General features: G+C 63.0%; 13 protein-coding genes. 3 read left to right on the top strand and 10 right to left on the bottom strand.

The window, feature by feature from the left end; genetic code table 11:
* Nucleotides 1–16 precede the first annotated feature (16 nt).
* Genes IM737_RS19880 through IM737_RS19870 form a run of 3 tightly spaced genes read left to right on the top strand, consistent with a single transcriptional unit; the run spans nt 17 to nt 5,222 of the window.
* Nucleotides 17–565, top strand: a complete 549-nt coding sequence (locus IM737_RS19880; protein ID WP_236897083.1) for a PadR family transcriptional regulator — start codon at nt 17–19, stop codon at nt 563–565.
* A gap of 15 nt (nt 566–580) precedes the next feature.
* A complete protein-coding gene (locus IM737_RS19875; RefSeq protein ID WP_236897081.1) occupies nt 581–1,852 on the top strand; it encodes an efflux RND transporter periplasmic adaptor subunit in 1,272 nt (423 codons plus the stop codon).
* A 34-nt stretch (nt 1,853–1,886) separates the two neighbouring features.
* Nucleotides 1,887–5,222, top strand: a complete 3,336-nt coding sequence (locus IM737_RS19870) for an efflux RND transporter permease subunit (protein ID WP_236897079.1) — start codon at nt 1,887–1,889, stop codon at nt 5,220–5,222.
* Nucleotides 5,223–5,281: 59 nt separating this feature from the next.
* Here IM737_RS19870 and IM737_RS19865 read toward each other — a convergent pair whose 3' ends face one another.
* From IM737_RS19865 to IM737_RS19815, 10 genes are all read right to left on the bottom strand, one after another.
* A complete protein-coding gene (locus IM737_RS19865; RefSeq protein WP_236897076.1) occupies nt 5,282–5,761 on the bottom strand; it encodes a GNAT family N-acetyltransferase in 480 nt (159 codons plus the stop codon).
* Nucleotides 5,762–5,970: 209 nt separating this feature from the next.
* A complete protein-coding gene (locus IM737_RS19860; protein WP_236897074.1) occupies nt 5,971–7,866 on the bottom strand; it encodes an ABCB family ABC transporter ATP-binding protein/permease in 1,896 nt (631 codons plus the stop codon).
* Nucleotides 7,866–8,186 (bottom strand): ArsR/SmtB family transcription factor, encoded by a 321-nt coding sequence (locus tag IM737_RS19855; protein ID WP_236897072.1) that lies wholly within the window; start codon nt 8,184–8,186, stop codon nt 7,866–7,868. Before IM737_RS19855 ends, IM737_RS19860 begins: the two co-directional genes overlap by 1 nt.
* 656 nt (nt 8,187–8,842) lie before the next feature.
* The gene (locus IM737_RS20985; protein WP_272906537.1) at nt 8,843–10,735 is read right to left on the bottom strand and encodes a LysM peptidoglycan-binding domain-containing protein; all 1,893 of its coding nucleotides are present in this window, start codon (nt 10,733–10,735) and stop codon (nt 8,843–8,845) included.
* Between the two features lie 158 nt (nt 10,736–10,893).
* A complete protein-coding gene (gene cimA, locus IM737_RS19840) occupies nt 10,894–12,510 on the bottom strand; it encodes a citramalate synthase (RefSeq protein ID WP_236897070.1) in 1,617 nt (538 codons plus the stop codon).
* A 5-nt stretch (nt 12,511–12,515) separates the two neighbouring features.
* Nucleotides 12,516–13,001 (bottom strand): GFA family protein, encoded by a 486-nt coding sequence (locus tag IM737_RS19835; RefSeq protein ID WP_236897068.1) that lies wholly within the window; start codon nt 12,999–13,001, stop codon nt 12,516–12,518.
* Nucleotides 13,001–13,477, bottom strand: a complete 477-nt coding sequence (locus tag IM737_RS19830; protein ID WP_236897066.1) for a GFA family protein — start codon at nt 13,475–13,477, stop codon at nt 13,001–13,003. The genes IM737_RS19835 and IM737_RS19830 overlap by 1 nt, the downstream gene beginning before the upstream one ends.
* Entirely contained in the window at nt 13,474–14,886 is a 1,413-nt protein-coding gene (cysS, locus tag IM737_RS19825; protein ID WP_236897063.1) for a cysteine--tRNA ligase, read from the bottom strand. The genes IM737_RS19830 and cysS overlap by 4 nt, the downstream gene beginning before the upstream one ends.
* 323 nt (nt 14,887–15,209) lie before the next feature.
* Nucleotides 15,210–15,659, bottom strand: a complete 450-nt coding sequence (locus IM737_RS19820; RefSeq protein WP_236897061.1) for a c-type cytochrome — start codon at nt 15,657–15,659, stop codon at nt 15,210–15,212.
* A 136-nt stretch (nt 15,660–15,795) separates the two neighbouring features.
* Nucleotides 15,796–16,794: a fumarylacetoacetate hydrolase family protein gene (locus IM737_RS19815; protein ID WP_236897059.1), complete on the bottom strand. Its 999-nt coding sequence runs from the start codon at nt 16,792–16,794 to the stop codon at nt 15,796–15,798.
* Nucleotides 16,795–16,815 lie beyond the last annotated feature (21 nt).

Genomic DNA, 16,815 nt, shown 5'->3' with positions numbered 1-16,815 from the left:
CTGGTGGAGTGCGCGCGTGAACGTCAAAACCCTTTGCCTGTCGATCCTCTATGAGGGCGAAGCGACCGGATACGACATCCGGCAGCTTTGCGTGGAAGGCGAATGCGCATATTTCATCGAGGCCAGCTTCGGCTCGATCTACCCCGCCCTCGCCAAGCTCGAGGACGAGGGACTGGTCACCAGCCGGACCGAACAACAGAGCGGCAAGCCGGCCAAGAAGGTCTATTCGATCACCGAAGCGGGCCGAGCAGCCTTCGCCGACGAGTTGGCTGGGCCGCTGGGTGAAGACGTTTTCCGCAGCCCGTTCCTGCTGTTTGCCCGTTTTGCGCATATCCTGCCGCGCGATCTGGTCGAGGCACGGGCCAACGAATTCCTCGAAAAGAACATAGCGTCCCATCGCAAGCTTGAAGAAGCCTTTGCGGAACGCAGCAGCAATGCCGCGGACACATGGGTCATCAATTATGGACGTGCAGTGATGGAGGTTGCCGAACGGCACATGCGCTCCCATATGCACGAACTGATCACATTGGCGCGAGCCGAGCCGAAAAAAGACGCGGCTGAGTAAAGGGGCGAATTCTCGATGCGTGCACTATTTTCCTATGGCGTAGCCTTTCTGATCATGGTTCTAGCGGGCGCCTGGTTGGCGACCGGCAGCCTGGTGATGGGCGGCAATGGTCCGGGCAACGGCGAACGGCCGATCATCTCGGTCATTGAAGGCGAAGAACATGGGCCCATTGCGACCCAATTGGCCGAAGCCGGCGTTCTGGCCCAGCACGAAACCGACCACGCGGTCGATCCGCACCTGACCATTGCGCAGCGCAATGATGCATCGACCGGCGCTAATACCGCGCTACAGTCGGTTCGGACCTCGACTTATATCGCCCAGCCCTGGAACATCGAAGTTCCGCTGCGCGGTCGCACCCAGGCAAAGGCGTCGGTCGGCGCTGTGGCCGAGACTGCCGGGATTGTCGATACGGTGCATGTCACCAAGGGCCAGACCGTCAAGGTCGGCGACCTGCTCTGCACGCTGGATCAAGGCACGCGCGTCGCGGCAGTCACCCAGGCCCAGGCCGGGCTGGAACAGGCCAATGCGGGTCTGGCGCAGTCACAATCAGACTACGACACCAATGCTGAACTGCGCGAGAAGGGCCTTGCGGCCCCCAATACAGCGCGCCAGCTCGAAGTGGCGCTGACGGCTGCCAAGGCGGCGATCAGCTCGGCCCAGGCCGGTCTCGACAATGCGCAAGCCGAACTCGAACGCACCGAAATTCACGCCAAGGTTGCCGGTGTGGTTCAGGATCCGCTGGTGGTTGCCGGCTCTATGCTCGGCATGGGCCAGCCCTGTGCGACGATCGTGCAGCTCGACCCGATGGTGTTCATCGGCCAGGTGCCGGAAGCCCGTATCGGCCTAGCCAAGCTTGGCCTCGAGGCAACGATCAAGACCATTACCGACCAGGAAGTCGACGGCAAGGTGACCTTCATCTCGGCCACGGCGGACGCGGCAACGCGTTCGTTCCCGGTCGAAATCGAGCTGCCCAATGCCGACGGCGCAATCCGCGATGGCATCACGGCGACTGCTACGGTCACCATGGGCACCGCTCCCGCGCACCTCCTGCCACAATCTGTCCTGACGCTGAATGACGATGGCGTTCTGGGCGTCAGCACCGTGGTCGATGGTTCGGTGAAGTTCCTGCCCGTCACCATTGCCAGCGATACACGCGAAGGCGTGTGGGTGCTGGGCCTGCCGCTGTCGGTCGACATCATTACCGTCGGCCAGGAATATGTTGTCGACGGTCAGGCTGTCGACGCCACCAACGTGCCTGTCGACACCGCCACCGTAACAGCGAGCTGACACGATGCTGGACTTGATCGAACGAATCCTGCGAATGCCACGTGTCGTTCTGACCGTCATGGTGCTCCTGCTGGGGGCCGGCTTTGCCGCCTACCAGTCGCTGCCCAAGGAAAGCTTCCCGGCGATCGACATCCCGTATTTCTACATTTCGGTCAGCCAGACCGGGGTGTCGCCGCGTGACGCCGAGCAGTTGCTGGCCAAGCCCATCGAGGACCGGATCAAGGAACTCGACGGACTAGAAAACTATACTGCGACGTCGACCACTGGTCACGCGTCGGTGTTTCTCGAGTTCAACGTCAATGCCGACAAGGATGCCGCCCTCAGCGATATCCGTGCCGCCATGGACGGCGTTACCTCCGAGCTGCCGGACGACGCGACCGAGCCGACCGTGACGGAAATCTCGTTCAGCGACATGCCGACCATTTCTGTGGCGGTCTATGGCACGGTGCCGGAGCGTGAGCTCGTCAACCGCGCCAAGGACCTGCAGGAAGAACTGGAGACTATGGGCGACGTGCAGAGCGTGACCCTCAGCGGTTCGCGCGAGGAAGTGCTCGAAGTCACGATCGATCTCAACCGGCTGGAAGCCTACAACCTGACCGCCGCCGAACTGTTCGACGCACTGGCGAAGAACAACATGGTCGTGCCGGGCGGCACGCTCGACAGCGGCCAAGGCTCGTTCAACGTCGAAGTCCCCGGCCTGATCAAGAACGCGCAAGACGTCTACTCGCTGCCACTCAAGACCTCCGGCGATACCGTGGTGACATTTGGCGATGTTGCGACGATCACCCGGACATTCGAAGATGCGACGTCGTACTCCCATGTGAACGGCCAGCCGGCCATTACGCTGGGCGTGATCAAGAAGCTCGGCACCAACGTCATCACGGTGTCCGACGACGTTCGCCGCGTGACAGACGAATTCACAGCGGGTTGGCCGCAGGGTATCGAGACCAGCTTCCTGATCGACCAGGCGGACTCGACCAAGGGTCTGTTCCGTTCGCTCGAAGCCGCCGTGCTGACCGCCGTGGCGCTGGTGCTGATCACCTGTATCGCCACACTGGGCGTGCGCCCGGCCATCATGATCGGCATGTCGATCCCGATCTCGTTCATGATCGCGTTCCTCGTCGTGCAGATGATGGGCATGACCATCAACATGATGATCATGTTCGGCCTCGTGCTGGCGGTGGGCGTGCTCGTCGACGATCCGATCGTGGTGGTGGAATATGCCGAGCGAAAGCTGATGGAGGGCGTCTCCAAGAAGGAGGCCTTCATCCTGGCGGCGCGCAAGATGTTCGTGCCGGTGGTTTCGGCCACCTTCACCACGCTGGGCGCGTTTATCCCGCTGCTGTTCTGGCCGGGCATTATCGGCAAGTTCATGAGCTACCTGCCGATCATCGTGATCGTGGTGATGTGCGCCTCGCTGGTCTCGGCGCTCATCTTCATGCCCATCATCGGCGCCTTCATTGCCTCCACCCATGTGGATCCCAAGCAGAAGGAAGCCGCCGACATTGTCATGTATGCCGACAAGTTCGACCCCAAGAAGGTCGGCGGCGTGACGGGTTTCTATGTGCGGACCATGGAGCACCTGATCCACCAGCCGATCCTGACGCTGGGCGTCGGTTTCACACTGGTGGTGCTGATGTTTGCCGCCTACATCATGAACCCGACCGGCACAGAGGCTTTCCCAGCCTCCGAGCCCGAGTTCGGCACCGTCAATGTGATCACGCGCGGCAACTATTCGCCGATCGAGATCCGCGACATGCTGGTCGAAGTCGAAAACGAGATCCTGCAGGTCGAAGGCATCCAGGACGTCATCATGAGCTTCGGCGGTGGTGGCGATACGATGAGCTCGGGTGGTCCGCCGGACACCATCGGCTCGTTCAATCTGCAACTACTGCCCTATAACGACCGCGTCAAGGCTGCCGAGATCTTCCAGAATATCCGTGACCGGGTGAAGGGCATTTCGGGGCTCGACGTGCAGATCGCCGCCCAGGAGAACGGCCCGCCGGCAGGCAAGGCCATCAACCTGCGCGTCGAAGGCACCATCTATGACGATATCGCTCCGGCGGTTGCCAAGCTGCGCGACTATATCGAGAACGATCTGGGCGACACGATCGACATTGAAGACGGGCGCCCTGCCCCCGGCATCGACTGGCAGATCACGATCGACCGTGAAGCCGCTGCCAAGTATGGCATCGGCGTGCGTGAACTCAGCCCATATGTGCAGCTCGTAACGTCGGGCGTGAAGCTCGGCAGCTACCGGCCGGACGATGGTGGCGACGAACTCGATATCCGCGTTCGCCTGCCGGAAGGCGAGCGCACATTTGACGCGCTCGACAGCCTGCGTATCGTCACCCCGCAGGGGCTGGTCCCCGTCTCGAACTTCATCGAGCGTACCGCCGTGCCGAAGGTGGCCAATATCTCGCGTCGCAACGGCGTTTACGCCATGACCGTGGCCGCCAACCTCAACCCGACCAATGCGGCCGGCGAAGCGGTTACCTCCGACGCCAAGATCGAGGAGATCAAGGCTTGGCAGGCGACCCAGGAATGGCCATCGAGCGTGGAGATCGTCTATGGCGGTGCGGCCGAACAGGTCGACGACACCAATGCCTTCATCGTCTCGGCGCTGTTTGTCGCCCTGGCGCTGATCGCCGGTATCCTGCTGATCGAGTATAACAGCTTCTATCAGGTGATCGTGACGCTGATGACGGTGGTGATGTCGATCGCCGGCGTCATGCTGGGCATGGTCGTCACCGGGATGAGCTTCTCGGCGATCATGACCGGGCTGGGTATCGTGGCGCTGGCCGGTATCGTGGTGAAGAACGGCATCGTGCTGATCGACACCTACAACCACTACCAACGCGACGAGCATGTCGAGCCGGTCAAGGCCATGCTGATCACCATCAGCCAGCGCGTTCGGCCGGTGCTGCTCACCGCAACGGTGACAGCGCTGGGCGTTATCCCGATGGCGCTGAATGTCGAGTTCGACTTCATCCGCCGCGAAATCGTGGTGGGTGGCATTGCCGGGTCGTGGTTTATCCACCTGTCGGCAGCCTTGGTGTCGGGCCTGTTCGTCTCCACCGCGCTGACACTGGTCATGGTGCCGGTGATGGTGGTGGCGCCCAATGTGCTGTGGAAGCAGATCAAGTGGGTCGGGCATCAGTTCGCTCGCCTGGGCCGCTTCGTCACTGGTCGTGGCCGGCAGACAGCAATGGCGGCTCCGGCCGGCTTCGACGGCATGGCCGTGGAAATTCCTGCCGATGCCGATGGGGCCAAGCGCTATATCGTCAGCAAGGACGAGGGCCTGGTGGAGAAGGAAAAGAACGGCGTGACCGTGGTCAGCCGTCCGGATCGACCTGAAGCGGCCGAGTAGACAGCGATTATTGAATTGCGAGGGGCCCGCAGCGATGCGGGCCCCTTTGTTTTTCGCCGCTAGACAGCAAATGCGTTGAGCCGCCAGTCGGCCCCGTCGAATGATATATGCCTACTCTCGGGTGTATAGGGCGCCAAGGCCCTGCCCCAGAACGCTTGGGCGGGCCGATTGTCTTCGGGCACGCCAATGTGCCAATCGCCGGGATGGTTCGCCGTAATCGCCGAGAGCGCCGCCTGCCCTACGCCACTGCGGCGATAGGCCTTGAGTACGAAGAACTCGGCCATGAACCAGCATGACCTCCGCTCGGTCAGGGGGCACTCGTCGATGACAAGGGCGAAGCCAGCAATCTCGTCGTTTGAATAGATCAGATAGGGGAACTGCCAGAAGCGGTCGAGGAAGTCGTATTCGAAGCAACCGTCGGCACCGACCGGGAACGGCATGCTTTCGGTCATGTCGTAGAGATAGAGCTGAATCAGGTTGGCGATCAGCGGCTTCTGGTCGGCGGTCGCCGGGACGATGGTGATGGTGCTGGGCGTCATTGGCGTAACCTGACCTAGTGAGGGAGGCTCGTCCAGATGACGAGACTGGTTCGGGTCAAGCATAGCGCGGGTCGAAGACGCGGGGATAAGTCTTGGCTACCGGGCACCGATGACTTGAACACAAGGGCCGGGGTTTCCGCACCCCCTACCACCCTCCCCCATCAAGGGGGAGGTGCCGGCCGGTGCATAGGCGAGCTCGTGCCTGGGCCCTACTCCGCCGCCGGCAAACCGCGTTTGACGAAGCCGTCGGGGTCGTTGGCGGTCTGGAGGAGTTTTTCTTCGGCTTCGGTGGCTTCGCGCTGGCGGTTCCACATCTGGGCGTAGAGGCCGTCATGGGCCAGGAGCGCGACGTGGTTGCCGCGTTCGGCGATGACGCCTTCGCGCAGGACCAGGATTTCGTCGGCATTGACGACCGTCGACAGGCGGTGGGCGATGACCACGGTGGTGCGGTTGGCCGAAACCACGTCGAGGGCCGACTGGATGTCGCGTTCAGTCTTGGTGTCGAGCGCCGAAGTCGCCTCGTCCAGGATGAGGATGGACGGGGCCTTGAGGATGGTGCGGGCGATGGCGACGCGTTGCTTTTCGCCGCCGGAGAGCTTCAGGCCGCGTTCGCCGACGGGTGTATCATAGCCCTTGGGCAGGGTTTCGATGAAGGGGCCGACCTGGGCCATGGCGGCGGCTGCGCGAACCTCTTCCGGAGTGGCGCCGGGGCGACCGTATTCGATGTTGTAACCGATGCTGTCGTTGAACAGCACGGTATCCTGCGGGACCATGCCGATGGCCGAGCGCAGGCTTTCCTGTGTGATGGCGCGGAGATCCTGACCGTCGATGGTGATCGAGCCGCCGGTGACATCGTAGAAGCGATAGAGTAGCCGCGAGATGGTGGACTTGCCGGCGCCAGTGGGGCCGACGATGGCCACAGTCTTGCCGGCCGGCACTTCGAAGCTGACGCCCTTGAGAATGGAGCGATCGGGATCGTAGTGGAAGGTGACGTTGTCGAAGCGGATTACCGGGCCAGATATGGCCAATGGCTTGGCATCGGGAGCGTCCTCCACCTCGGGATTCTGGTCGAGCAGCTTGAACATCTCCTCGATGTCGGTCAGGCCCTGGCGCAGTTCACGATAGACGAAGCCGATGAAATTGAGCGGTCGATAGATCTGCATCAGGAAGGTGTTGAGCAGGACGAAGTCGCCCAATGTCAGCGTGTTGTTCATCACGCCTACGATGGCCATGATGGCGATGATCAGGAAGCCGGCATAGAAGATGAGGGCCTGGCCGAAGTTGAGGAAGCCCAGCGAAGTCCAGATGCGAATGGCGGAACGCTCGTAGCCTGCCATAGAGGCGTCGTAGCGTTCGGCCTCCATCTTCTCGTTGGCGAAGTATTTCACCGTCTCGAAATTGAGCAGGCTGTCGATGGCCTTGCCGTTGGCGTCGGTATCGGAATTGTTCATGTCGCGGCGGATGGAAATCCGCCAGTTCGACGCCTTGATGGTGAAGTAGAGATAGCCCCAGATCATCACCACCAGAACGCCGAGATAGGTGATGCCGAACATCCAGACGAAGATGACGGCGGTGATGACGAATTCGACAAGTGTCGGGGCAATGTTGAGCATCGTGAAACGCACGATGGTTTCGATGCCCTTGGTGCCGCGCTCGATCACGCGGCTGAGACCACCGGTGCGCCTAGCCAGGTGGAAGCGCAGCGACAGGCGATGCAGGTGATGGAAGGTACGCAGGGCGAGTTTGCGCACGGCGTTCTGGCCCACGCTGGCAAACAGCACGTCGCGCAATTGCTGGAAGCCGGCATCGATGATGTTGCCGAGCACATAGGCAATGACGAGAACGATGGGAACCGCGAGGCCCATGACCACCGCGCTTTCGGGCGTCGCGCCATCGAGGCTGTCGATGATGCCCTTGTAGGCAAAGGGAATGAGCGTGGTGGCGACCTTGCTGAGCAGCAGCGCGCCAATGGCGAGGACAACGCGGAAGCGGAGATCCGGACGATCGGCAGGCCACATATAAGTCCACAGATTGGCGATCGTGGCGAATACAGAGCCCTCGTCCGCGTTAACGGACGGCTTCTTTTCAGCGCTGTCTGAAGACATCAGGCGGTTTCCGCTTCCAGTTTCGGGGCGACCGGACCAAGGCCGGCGAGCATGCCCGAATAGGCGCTGCCCAGGGCGGCAAGACGATCATGCTGGACGATGTAGCAATTGCGCGTGCCGCGCGGCTTGCGCTCGATCAACCCGGCATCGAGCAGCACCTTGATGTGCTGGCTGACGGTGGACTGGGCCAGCGGCAGTTCCTCGGTGACATCGGCGCAGCAACATTCGCCCCGCTGCTGGCGGGCAAGGATGCGCAGGATGCTGAGGCGGACCGGATGGCCCAATGCCCGCATGATGGTGGCAATATCGTCGTCTTGCATGGGCTCGACTGTGTTGATCGGTATCTGCCGATATAGATGGAGGCTAATGCGGCAATAATCAATGGGCAGACCGCGTTGTGCAGCGTTTAGGCGCGCGGAAGCGCCGCCTGGGTTGCGGTTGTCGCAGATCGCATGCCCAAGAGGGCAGCGAGGGCGGACCCCGAGACGGCTTTCGCCTCTGGTAAAGTAAAAAGTGAGACGGAAGCCGTCTCGGGGTGCCGGTTTTTGGAACGTTTCCGGCGGCGGGAAGTCATAGCAACCCACGGCCGAAACGCGAACCTGTGGGAGAAGGCAAAGTCCCCACCCGACCCACCCCACCACTGTTCGCCTGCAGGCCGCCGCGTGGGGTGATAGGACGATTATGGCAGAGGATTTTGGGGTGGGGATAAGAGGGATAAGTCGAGGGAGCGGTGTATGGCTTCACCCCCACCTAGTTTCGCTACGGCCCTATGGGCCTAGCTGCACTACCTCCCCCTTCCAGGGGGAGGTGTCGCTCCACTCGTGTGGCTCGATGCAGTTCAACCCACAGAACTGCACCTCCCCCTTGATGGGCTTGGAGCGGCCCGGAGGGACAATCGCTCCAGTGGAGCGATTTGAGCGATCAAGGCTGGGAGGGGGTGATTGGAGAGCACGATCTTGCCCACTCACAGTCGAAATCAGTTAGCGCCCTCCGGCAAATCAAACACCTGGCCGGGATAGATGCGGTCGGGGTCGCGGATCTGGCCGGTATTGGCCTGGTAGATCGTGGTGTATTTGATGCCCTCGCCATAGGTACGACGGGCGATGGTCCAGAGGTTGTCGCCGCGGCGGATGATGGCCTTGCCGGAGACGAAGCGCTGAGCATCGGCCCCGCCGATGGCGACGGCGACCATTGTGGGCACATCGGCGACTGGCGCAGGTTCGGTGGCGGGCGTCGGCGCAGGTTCGTCTGCAGTATCATCGGCTGGCGGTGTCGCTTCCGCCGTCACCACTGGTTCGGCCGGTGTTGTTGGTTCTGGCGTTGCAGCGGCGACCGAGGCCTGATCCGGTTTGATGGTCGCGTCGAGAGCCGCAGCTGCGGGTTCAATCGCCTTGTCGCCTGAAGCAACGACAATGGGTTCGGACTCCGGCAGCGCCGGTTCTGCGGCCTTATCGGAGGTAGGCGCTGGCTCAGCTGGCGTCGTCGCGGATGCGGCGGGCTCTGTCGTGGCAGACTCTGCTGCTGGCGCCTCTGGGGTCGGCGCAGGTGCGGCAACGGCAGGCTCTGGTGCGGGGGCGGCGGGCTCGACCGCTGCTGGCTCTGGCGCCGGTGTTGCGGGTTCCGGCTGATCTGTCGGTTCAGCCTGGGCGACAGCGATGGGCGCTTCTTCAACTGGCAATTCGATGACGAAGTTGACCTCGGCGCGCGAAGCGACCTTGGCGCTGTCGGGTTGCAGCATATCGATGCGGACGCGCTGCGACGGCTTGGTCAGCACCTTGCCGGCCTCGACCAGCCAACGACCGCCTTCGACCTTGGCATCGGCAATAAAGATGTCGTCGACATAGAGGCGCATGGTGGCGCCTTCGGGTCCTCCGCCGGCAAAGAAAGTCTCTTCGCTCTCGAGCTCGATGGCGTCGATGGTGGGTGGCGTGCCTTCAAGCACGACGGTTGGCGTGACCTGTGTCGCGACGGCAGCCACGGTGGCGTCCGCTGCGGCAGCTGTGCTTGGCTCAACCGGCGCAGCCTCCGCAGTGGCGACGACTGGCTCGGCCGGGGTATCAGCAGAAGCAGGTTCGGCTGGTGGCGTTCTGGCCGGCTCTGCTGGCGACGCACTGGTTTCGGTCGTCGCTACAGCGGGCTGGTCTGCGGAGGCTGGGTCGGCAGCGACCGGCGCGGGTTCCGCAACGGGCGCAACCTCAACCGGTGGCGTCGTGGTCGGCGCTACATCAGGGGCAGCAGGGGTTTCAGCAGGTTCGGCGGGTGCTGCGGGATCAGCGGCCACGGGCGGCGTTGCGGGCTCGGCGGAGGCGACTTCGGTGCTGGTGCCGGCAGTCGGTGGCTGGAGGCCCTGCAGGACTTCACTGGCGGCGCCGGGCGTGCTGGCAACGACGAGCGGCTGGCTGGTCTTGTCGTCGGCGATGGCAACGACGAAGGATTCCGCGGCGCGACCGGTCTTGCCGGCTTCGCCCAGGGTGATTTCGACACCACCTGCGGGCAGCGGCGCATCGGGAACCAGAACCCAATCGCCCGTGGTTTCGACGGTGGCTTTGCCGAGCAGGGAGCCGTTGGAATAGACTTCCACCTCGGTGCCGGGTGTACCGCTACCGGCGATGACCACGGAGCCATCGGGCTCGGCGCGCAGCAGGCCGAAGGTCGCGGCAATAAGGTTTTCGGGGACTTCGGCCGCGGGCGGCGTGACGTCCAGCGCGGGCGCGGCGACATCGGTCGCCGGATCTGCCGCTGACGTCGCAGGCTCCGGGGTGACGACCGCAACCTCTTCGGCGGGCTCAGCCTCAGGCGCAGCAACCGCTGTGGCGGGCGCCGGGATGAGGCCGGCATCGGTCATCTTGCCGCGCAGGCACTGGCCCATGCCTTCAGATGCGTTGAAACAGGTGACGACGTTTGGACCAGCCAGAACGCCGATAATGACAGCAAGAGTAACCGCCGCCGCCCCAAGGGTGAGCGCAAGAGGTTGTTTCGGAGCGGTTTCGGCCAGTTCGTCCTCCCGAGGACGGCAACGCCGTCCGGTTAAGCCACCTTTTCTGTCGTCCCCTGAGCCGCTTCAGTTTTCAACAGCTTGTATGTGATTGATTCATACAGAGCTTCAAAGGACGCATCAATGATATTGGGAGAGACGCCGATGGTGTACCAGCGCTCGCCTGATCCATCGCGACTCTCGACCAGTACACGGGTGACCGCGCCCGTGCCGCCGTCCAGGATACGCACCTTGAAGTCGACCAGTTCGAGGTCCTCGATTCGGGCAGAATATTTGCCCAAGTCCTTGCGCATGGCCAAATCCAGCGCATTGACGGGGCCGTTGCCTTCGGCCACCGACATCAGCAGCTCTTCGCCGACGCGGATCTTGACCACCGCTTCGGTGACGGTGATCTCCTCGCCCTGCGCATTGTGGCGGCGTTCGACGCTGGCGCGGTAGTTCTCGACGGTGAAGTAGGCAGGCAAGGTGCCGAGCACTTCATGGGCCAATACGGCGAAGGAGGCGTCGGCGCCGTCATAGGAATAGCCACGCGATTCGCGTTCCTTGACGGTCGCCAGCAGCCTTTCGAGGCGCCGGTCGTCCTTGGACAGGTTTATCCCGTGACGGGCCAAAGCGGTCAGCAGGTTGGACTTTCCGGCCTGCTGGCTGACCATGATGGAGCGCTCGTTGCCGATGGACTCGGGCGGCACATGCTCGTAGCTGGAAAAGTCCTTGAGCAGGGCAGACGCGTGGATGCCGGCCTTGGTGGCGAAGGCGGACGCGCCGACATAGGGGGCCTGCCGGGCGGGGGCACGGTTGAGGCGGTCGTCGAAGGCGCGGGAAATCTGGGTGAGGCGGGCGAGGCGCGCGGCGTCGACGCCGATTTCGAAACGGTCGGAAAAGGCGGGCTTCAGGACCAGCGTGGGGATGATGGTGACGAGGTTGGCATTGCCGCAACGCTCGCCGATGCCGTTGAGGGTGCCCTGGATCTGGCGGACACCGGCTTCGACGGCAGCCAGAGTGTTGGCGACGGCCTGGCCAGTATCGTCATGGGCGTGGATGCCTAGGCGGTCGCCTGACGCGACCGACAGCACCTTGCCGACAATGTCGCTGACCTCGGAGGGCATCGTGCCGCCATTGGTGTCGCAGAGCACCACCCAGCGGGCGCCGGCATCCAGCGCAGTCTTCACGCAGGCGAGTGCGTAATCGGGATTGGACTTGAAGCCGTCGAAGAAGTGCTCGCAGTCGATCAGCGCTTCCTTGCCGGAGGCGACTGCTGCAGCGACGGTATCGCGCAGGTTTTCGAGGTTTTCCTCGAGCGAGATTTCGAGCGCAACCTTGACCTGGTTGTCCCAGGTCTTGGCGACGAAGCAGGTGGCGTCGGCGCGGGAATTGAGCAGCGCCTGCACGCCCGGATCGTTGGCGGCGGAGCGCCCTGCCCGCTTGGTCATGCCGAAGGCGGTGAACTTGGCGCGTTTGGTGCGCTTCTGTTCGAAGAACTCGGTGTCGACCGGATTGGCGCCCGGATAGCCACCTTCGACATAATCGACGCCCAGCTCTTCAAGCAGGCCAGCAATGGAAATCTTGTCCTCGAGCGAGAACTCGATGCCGGCAGTCTGCGCGCCATCGCGCAGAGTGGTGTCGAAGATGTAGAGGCGGTCTTTGGACATAATGCTTACTCGGGCCAGCTGACAGTGTCGTGGTCGGGATGCTGGTGGTTGGTGGACTTGATGGCGGAGGCCCAGGCTTCCTGGCCATCTTCGGTGTTACCAAGTTCCTCAATGGCGGTCAGCGACTTGAACCAGGGCACCCGGCCCTCATTGCCGGTATTGGCGTGGGGCGGGAAGAGTTCGGGGTGGTCGAGCGAGCCAATGGTGAAGTTGACCCGGCCGCCTTCGGTGTTGTCGTAGAAGAGCGGCGTGCCGCAGGCGGCGCAGAAGCCGCGATCGATGTGTTCGGAGCTGCGGAAGCGAGCGGGTTCGCCGCGGGTCCAAGTGATGGATTCGCGCGGGGCGGCCACCAGTGCCGCGAAGATGTTGCCCACAGCCTTCTGGCACATGCGGCAGTGGCAGATGTGCGAATTGTCCAGCATTTCGGTGGCGTGATAGCGCACGGCGCCGCATTGGCAGCCGCCGCTGACTTCCATGGCGTAACGATCCATCAGGAATTCTCCCTGGGTGGCCAGGCTTCCGTATCGTGGTCGGGATGCTGGTTGGAATGAATACCGGCAAGGAAGTCGCGCCATTCATCGGGCTCTTCGCTGCGCAGGGGAAGCGCGGTCAGGCCGTCGAAGAAGCTGAGCTTGTCGGCCGGATTGACCTGGATGACGGGAGCGGCGACCTCGGGATCGTCGAAGGCACCGATGGCGAGTTCGAGGCCGAAGCGGGTTTCATAGGCCAGCGGCGTGCCGCAATCGCCGCAAAACGCACGGCGGGCGGCGTTGGACGACTGGAACCATTTGGGTTCACCGCGGGTCCAGGTGGCATTGTGGGCCGTGACCAATGGACCGAAGAAGCCGCCGAACGCCTTCTGGCACATGCGGCAATGGCAGATCGACGGCCGACCAAGTCGGGTGACGCGGAAGCGCAGCGCACCGCATTGGCAGCCGCCGGTGTGTTCGTCCGGACGGGAAGTCATGGCTTGCTCTCCCATTTGGTGCGGCGTTCGCCGGCTTCGTCCTTGTAGTCCATCAGGGTGATGCCTTGCTCGGCCAGTTCGGTGCGGATGGCGTCGGCCTTGGCGAAATCCTTGGCGTTGAGTGCGGCGAGCCGATCGGCAATGGCGGTGGCGATGTGCGGGGGCTCTTCCCAGCCGTCGTCAGAGGTCAGCAGGCTATCGAGGCCGAAGCCGAGGAAGCGCAGGGTGGCGGCGAGGCAGTGCTTGGCGTTGCCCTCGTCGCGGTTGGCCTTTTTGGCGATGAAGTCGAGGGCGACCGAGGCGCGGTGGAAGTTGAGATCGTCGGCCAGTTCCTTGACGATGGACGGATCGGGTTCGTCGCCTTCGGCGACCTGGGCGCCACGGGCCGCGCGTTGCCAGTCGCGGAGCTTCGCTTCAGCTTCTTCGAGGCGTTTGAGGGAGAAGTCGATCGGCTCGCGATAATGCGTCATCAGCATGGCGAGACGCAGCACATCGCCGATCCAGGCCCGGCCGCCCATGGCGCCGGTTTCCAGGAGATCGTTGATGGTGACGAAGTTGCCCAGCGACTTGCTCATCTTCTGGCCTTCGACCTGAAGGAAGCCGTTATGCATCCAGACATTGGCCATGGCGTGCGTGCCATGGGCGCAGCGGGACTGGGCGATTTCGTTTTCGTGGTGCGGGAAGATCAGGTCGAGCCCGCCACCATGAATGTCGAAGGTCTGGCCGAGGTAGCGCTCGGACATGGCCGAGCACTCGATATGCCAGCCCGGGCGGCCACGGCCCCAGGGGCTGTCCCAGCCAGGCTCGGTCTCGGAGGACTGCTTCCAGAGCACGAAGTCGGCCGGGTTCTTCTTGTGGGCTTCGACGGCAATACGGGCGCCGGCCAGGTTGTCCTCGAGATTGCGACCGGAGAGCTGGCCGTAATCGGGCATGGACTTGACGTCGAACAGCACTTCGCCGGCCGCGTTGTAGGCATGGTTGTTGGCGATCAGGTCGCCGATCAGGGCCTGCATCTGCACGATATTGTCGGTGGCGCGGGGCTGGATGGTCGGCTCCAGCGCACCGAGCGCGGCGGCGTCGGAGAGGAACTGGTTCTCGGTCTTTTCCGTCACGCGGCGGATGGCCTCGTTGAGCGGCAGATCGGGGAAATCGCGCAAGGCGCGTGCGTTGATCTTGTCGTCGACGTCGGTGATGTTGCGGGCATAGGTGACGTGCTCGACGCCGTAGACGTGGCGCAGCAGGCGGAACAGCAGATCGAAGACGATGACCGGGCGCGCATTGCCGATATGGGCGAAGTCGTAGACCGTCGGGCCGCAGACATACATGCGCACATTGCTGGCATCGATCGGCGTGAAGGCCGCCTTGCTGCGGGTGAGCGTATTGTAGAGCGTGAGCTGCGGCGTGGTCATATGGTCCGTCCCTGGCCATGCGTGATAGCGCTGGCAGACGGCTCTTCGGGTATCAGAAAGTCAGGATGAAGAAGACCGCGCCGCCAACTGTTGGTTAGCAGGTAATAATGCAGCGGTTAATCAGAATGATGCCGGTCTTCATGGCGCGGAGATTGACCGGAGCCTTGGCGGAAAGCAAGCGGAAAGAAAAAAGGCGGCCCCACCGGGCCGCCAATCGCTTTGGAGGCGATTTCTAAAGGATAGCCGCCATTCGACCGTAGGTCTCATGGCCTGACTAACTAAAATCGCTCCACCGGAGCGATTTTGCCCTTTCGGGCCGCGTGTCAGCTGCGGAACTGCTGGTGGCAGGCACCGCATGTAGCACCGATAGCCTGGAGGGCTGCGGCGTAACCCGCCGCGTCTCCAGCTTCAGCGGCGGCGAGACCGGCGGCAGCCGCATCTTCACCGGTCTTGGCGATGGCGACGAAGGCGTCCCAGTTTTCCCAGATGGCGGGGAGCGCCTTGCTTTCGCCGACGATCGAGCCTTCGGGGAAGAGAGCCGGGATATGGCTGTAGTTGGTCTGTAGGGTGGTCATGGCGGCGACGGCTTCGGCGCCGGTCAGATTGCCGGCAGAGCGCAGGATGCCGCCATCTTCCTTCATCAGGGCGATGCGGGCAGTTACCGCTTCCTCAGGCGTGGCAGGTGCCACGAAGGCGTCCTGTGCGAAGGCGGCGACGACGCCCAAAGTCATTAGGCCAGCGACGGCCATGGCAGAAATCTTCTTGATCGACACGAGTGCACCCTCAACGGCGAATGATATCATAGATGGTCAGAGTTGCATGGGCCTGTGACGGGCCCAATGCGCACACGGGAATGTTATCAAGAATTGCAAGACGTTAGCTACCCACTTCCTTTGGGGAGAGCCGGAGTCACGCCAATACCACCTTCTGAAATATATCGCCGAAGACTGACTTCCCATCTGCCATGGCGCCGATGCGGACGGTGTCGCTGGGTTTGAGGAAGGGGGTGCGAGCCCGGCCGTATTTGAGTTTCTCGACGGTGCGCGCTTCGGCGATGCAGGCAAAGCCGATACCATCCTTCTTGATCGGCAGGCTCTCATCGTGGCGATTGGAGACCGTCCCGCCCCCCAGGATCGTACCAGATGCGAGGGAGCGGGTACGGGCGGCTTCGACGATGAGGTCGGCGAAATCGAAATGCATGTCGGTGCCGGCATTGGGCTGGCCAAAGAGCGTGCCGTTGACCTCGACGCGGACCGGCAGATGCAGGCGATTGTCGCGCCAGCTGGTGCCCAGGCCTTCCGGCGTGACGACGATGGGCGCGAAGCTGGTGGATGGCTTGGCGTGGAAGAAGCCGAAGCCATTCTGCAGGTCGTCGACGACGAGGCGGCGCAGCGACACATCGTTGCAGACGGTCACGAGGCGGATGGCGGCGCTCGCCTGTGCCTTGGTGGCACCCATGGGAACGGCGCCGATGATCACGGCGACCTCGGCCTCGAAATCGAGGGCAAGATCGGGGTCGGTGATGCGGATAGGCGCCGTGGGGGCGGACAGCGAATCGGAGCCGCCCTGGTAGAGCAGTGGACGCCCCGATTGCAGCTCGGCATCCTTGCTGCCCTTGAGGCTGCGGACGCGTTCGAGGTGACTGAGATAGCCGGAGCCGTCGATCCACTGATAGGCGCGCGGCAATGGTGCCAGGGCTGCGGCGGGATCGAAAGGCTGGCCGGCAATGGCGCCGGCGTCGAGTTGCGCGGCGAGTGCGGTCAGCGCCGGCGCGTGGACTGACCAGTCGTCGAGGGCGGCCTGCAGGGTTGGCGCGATGCGGCCGGCGGAGACACAGCGCGTCAGATCGCTGGAAACGATGACCAGGTGTCCGTCCGGGCGACCATTGTTGAGCGTTGCTAGCTTCATGGCGGCGCATTCTCTCGCTGG

Source organism: Devosia sp. SL43, from assembly GCF_021729885.1.
Classification (GTDB): domain Bacteria; phylum Pseudomonadota; class Alphaproteobacteria; order Rhizobiales; family Devosiaceae; genus Devosia.
Note: the sequence above shows the minus strand (reverse complement) of the source record. Positions and strands in the feature narration are given on the sequence as shown.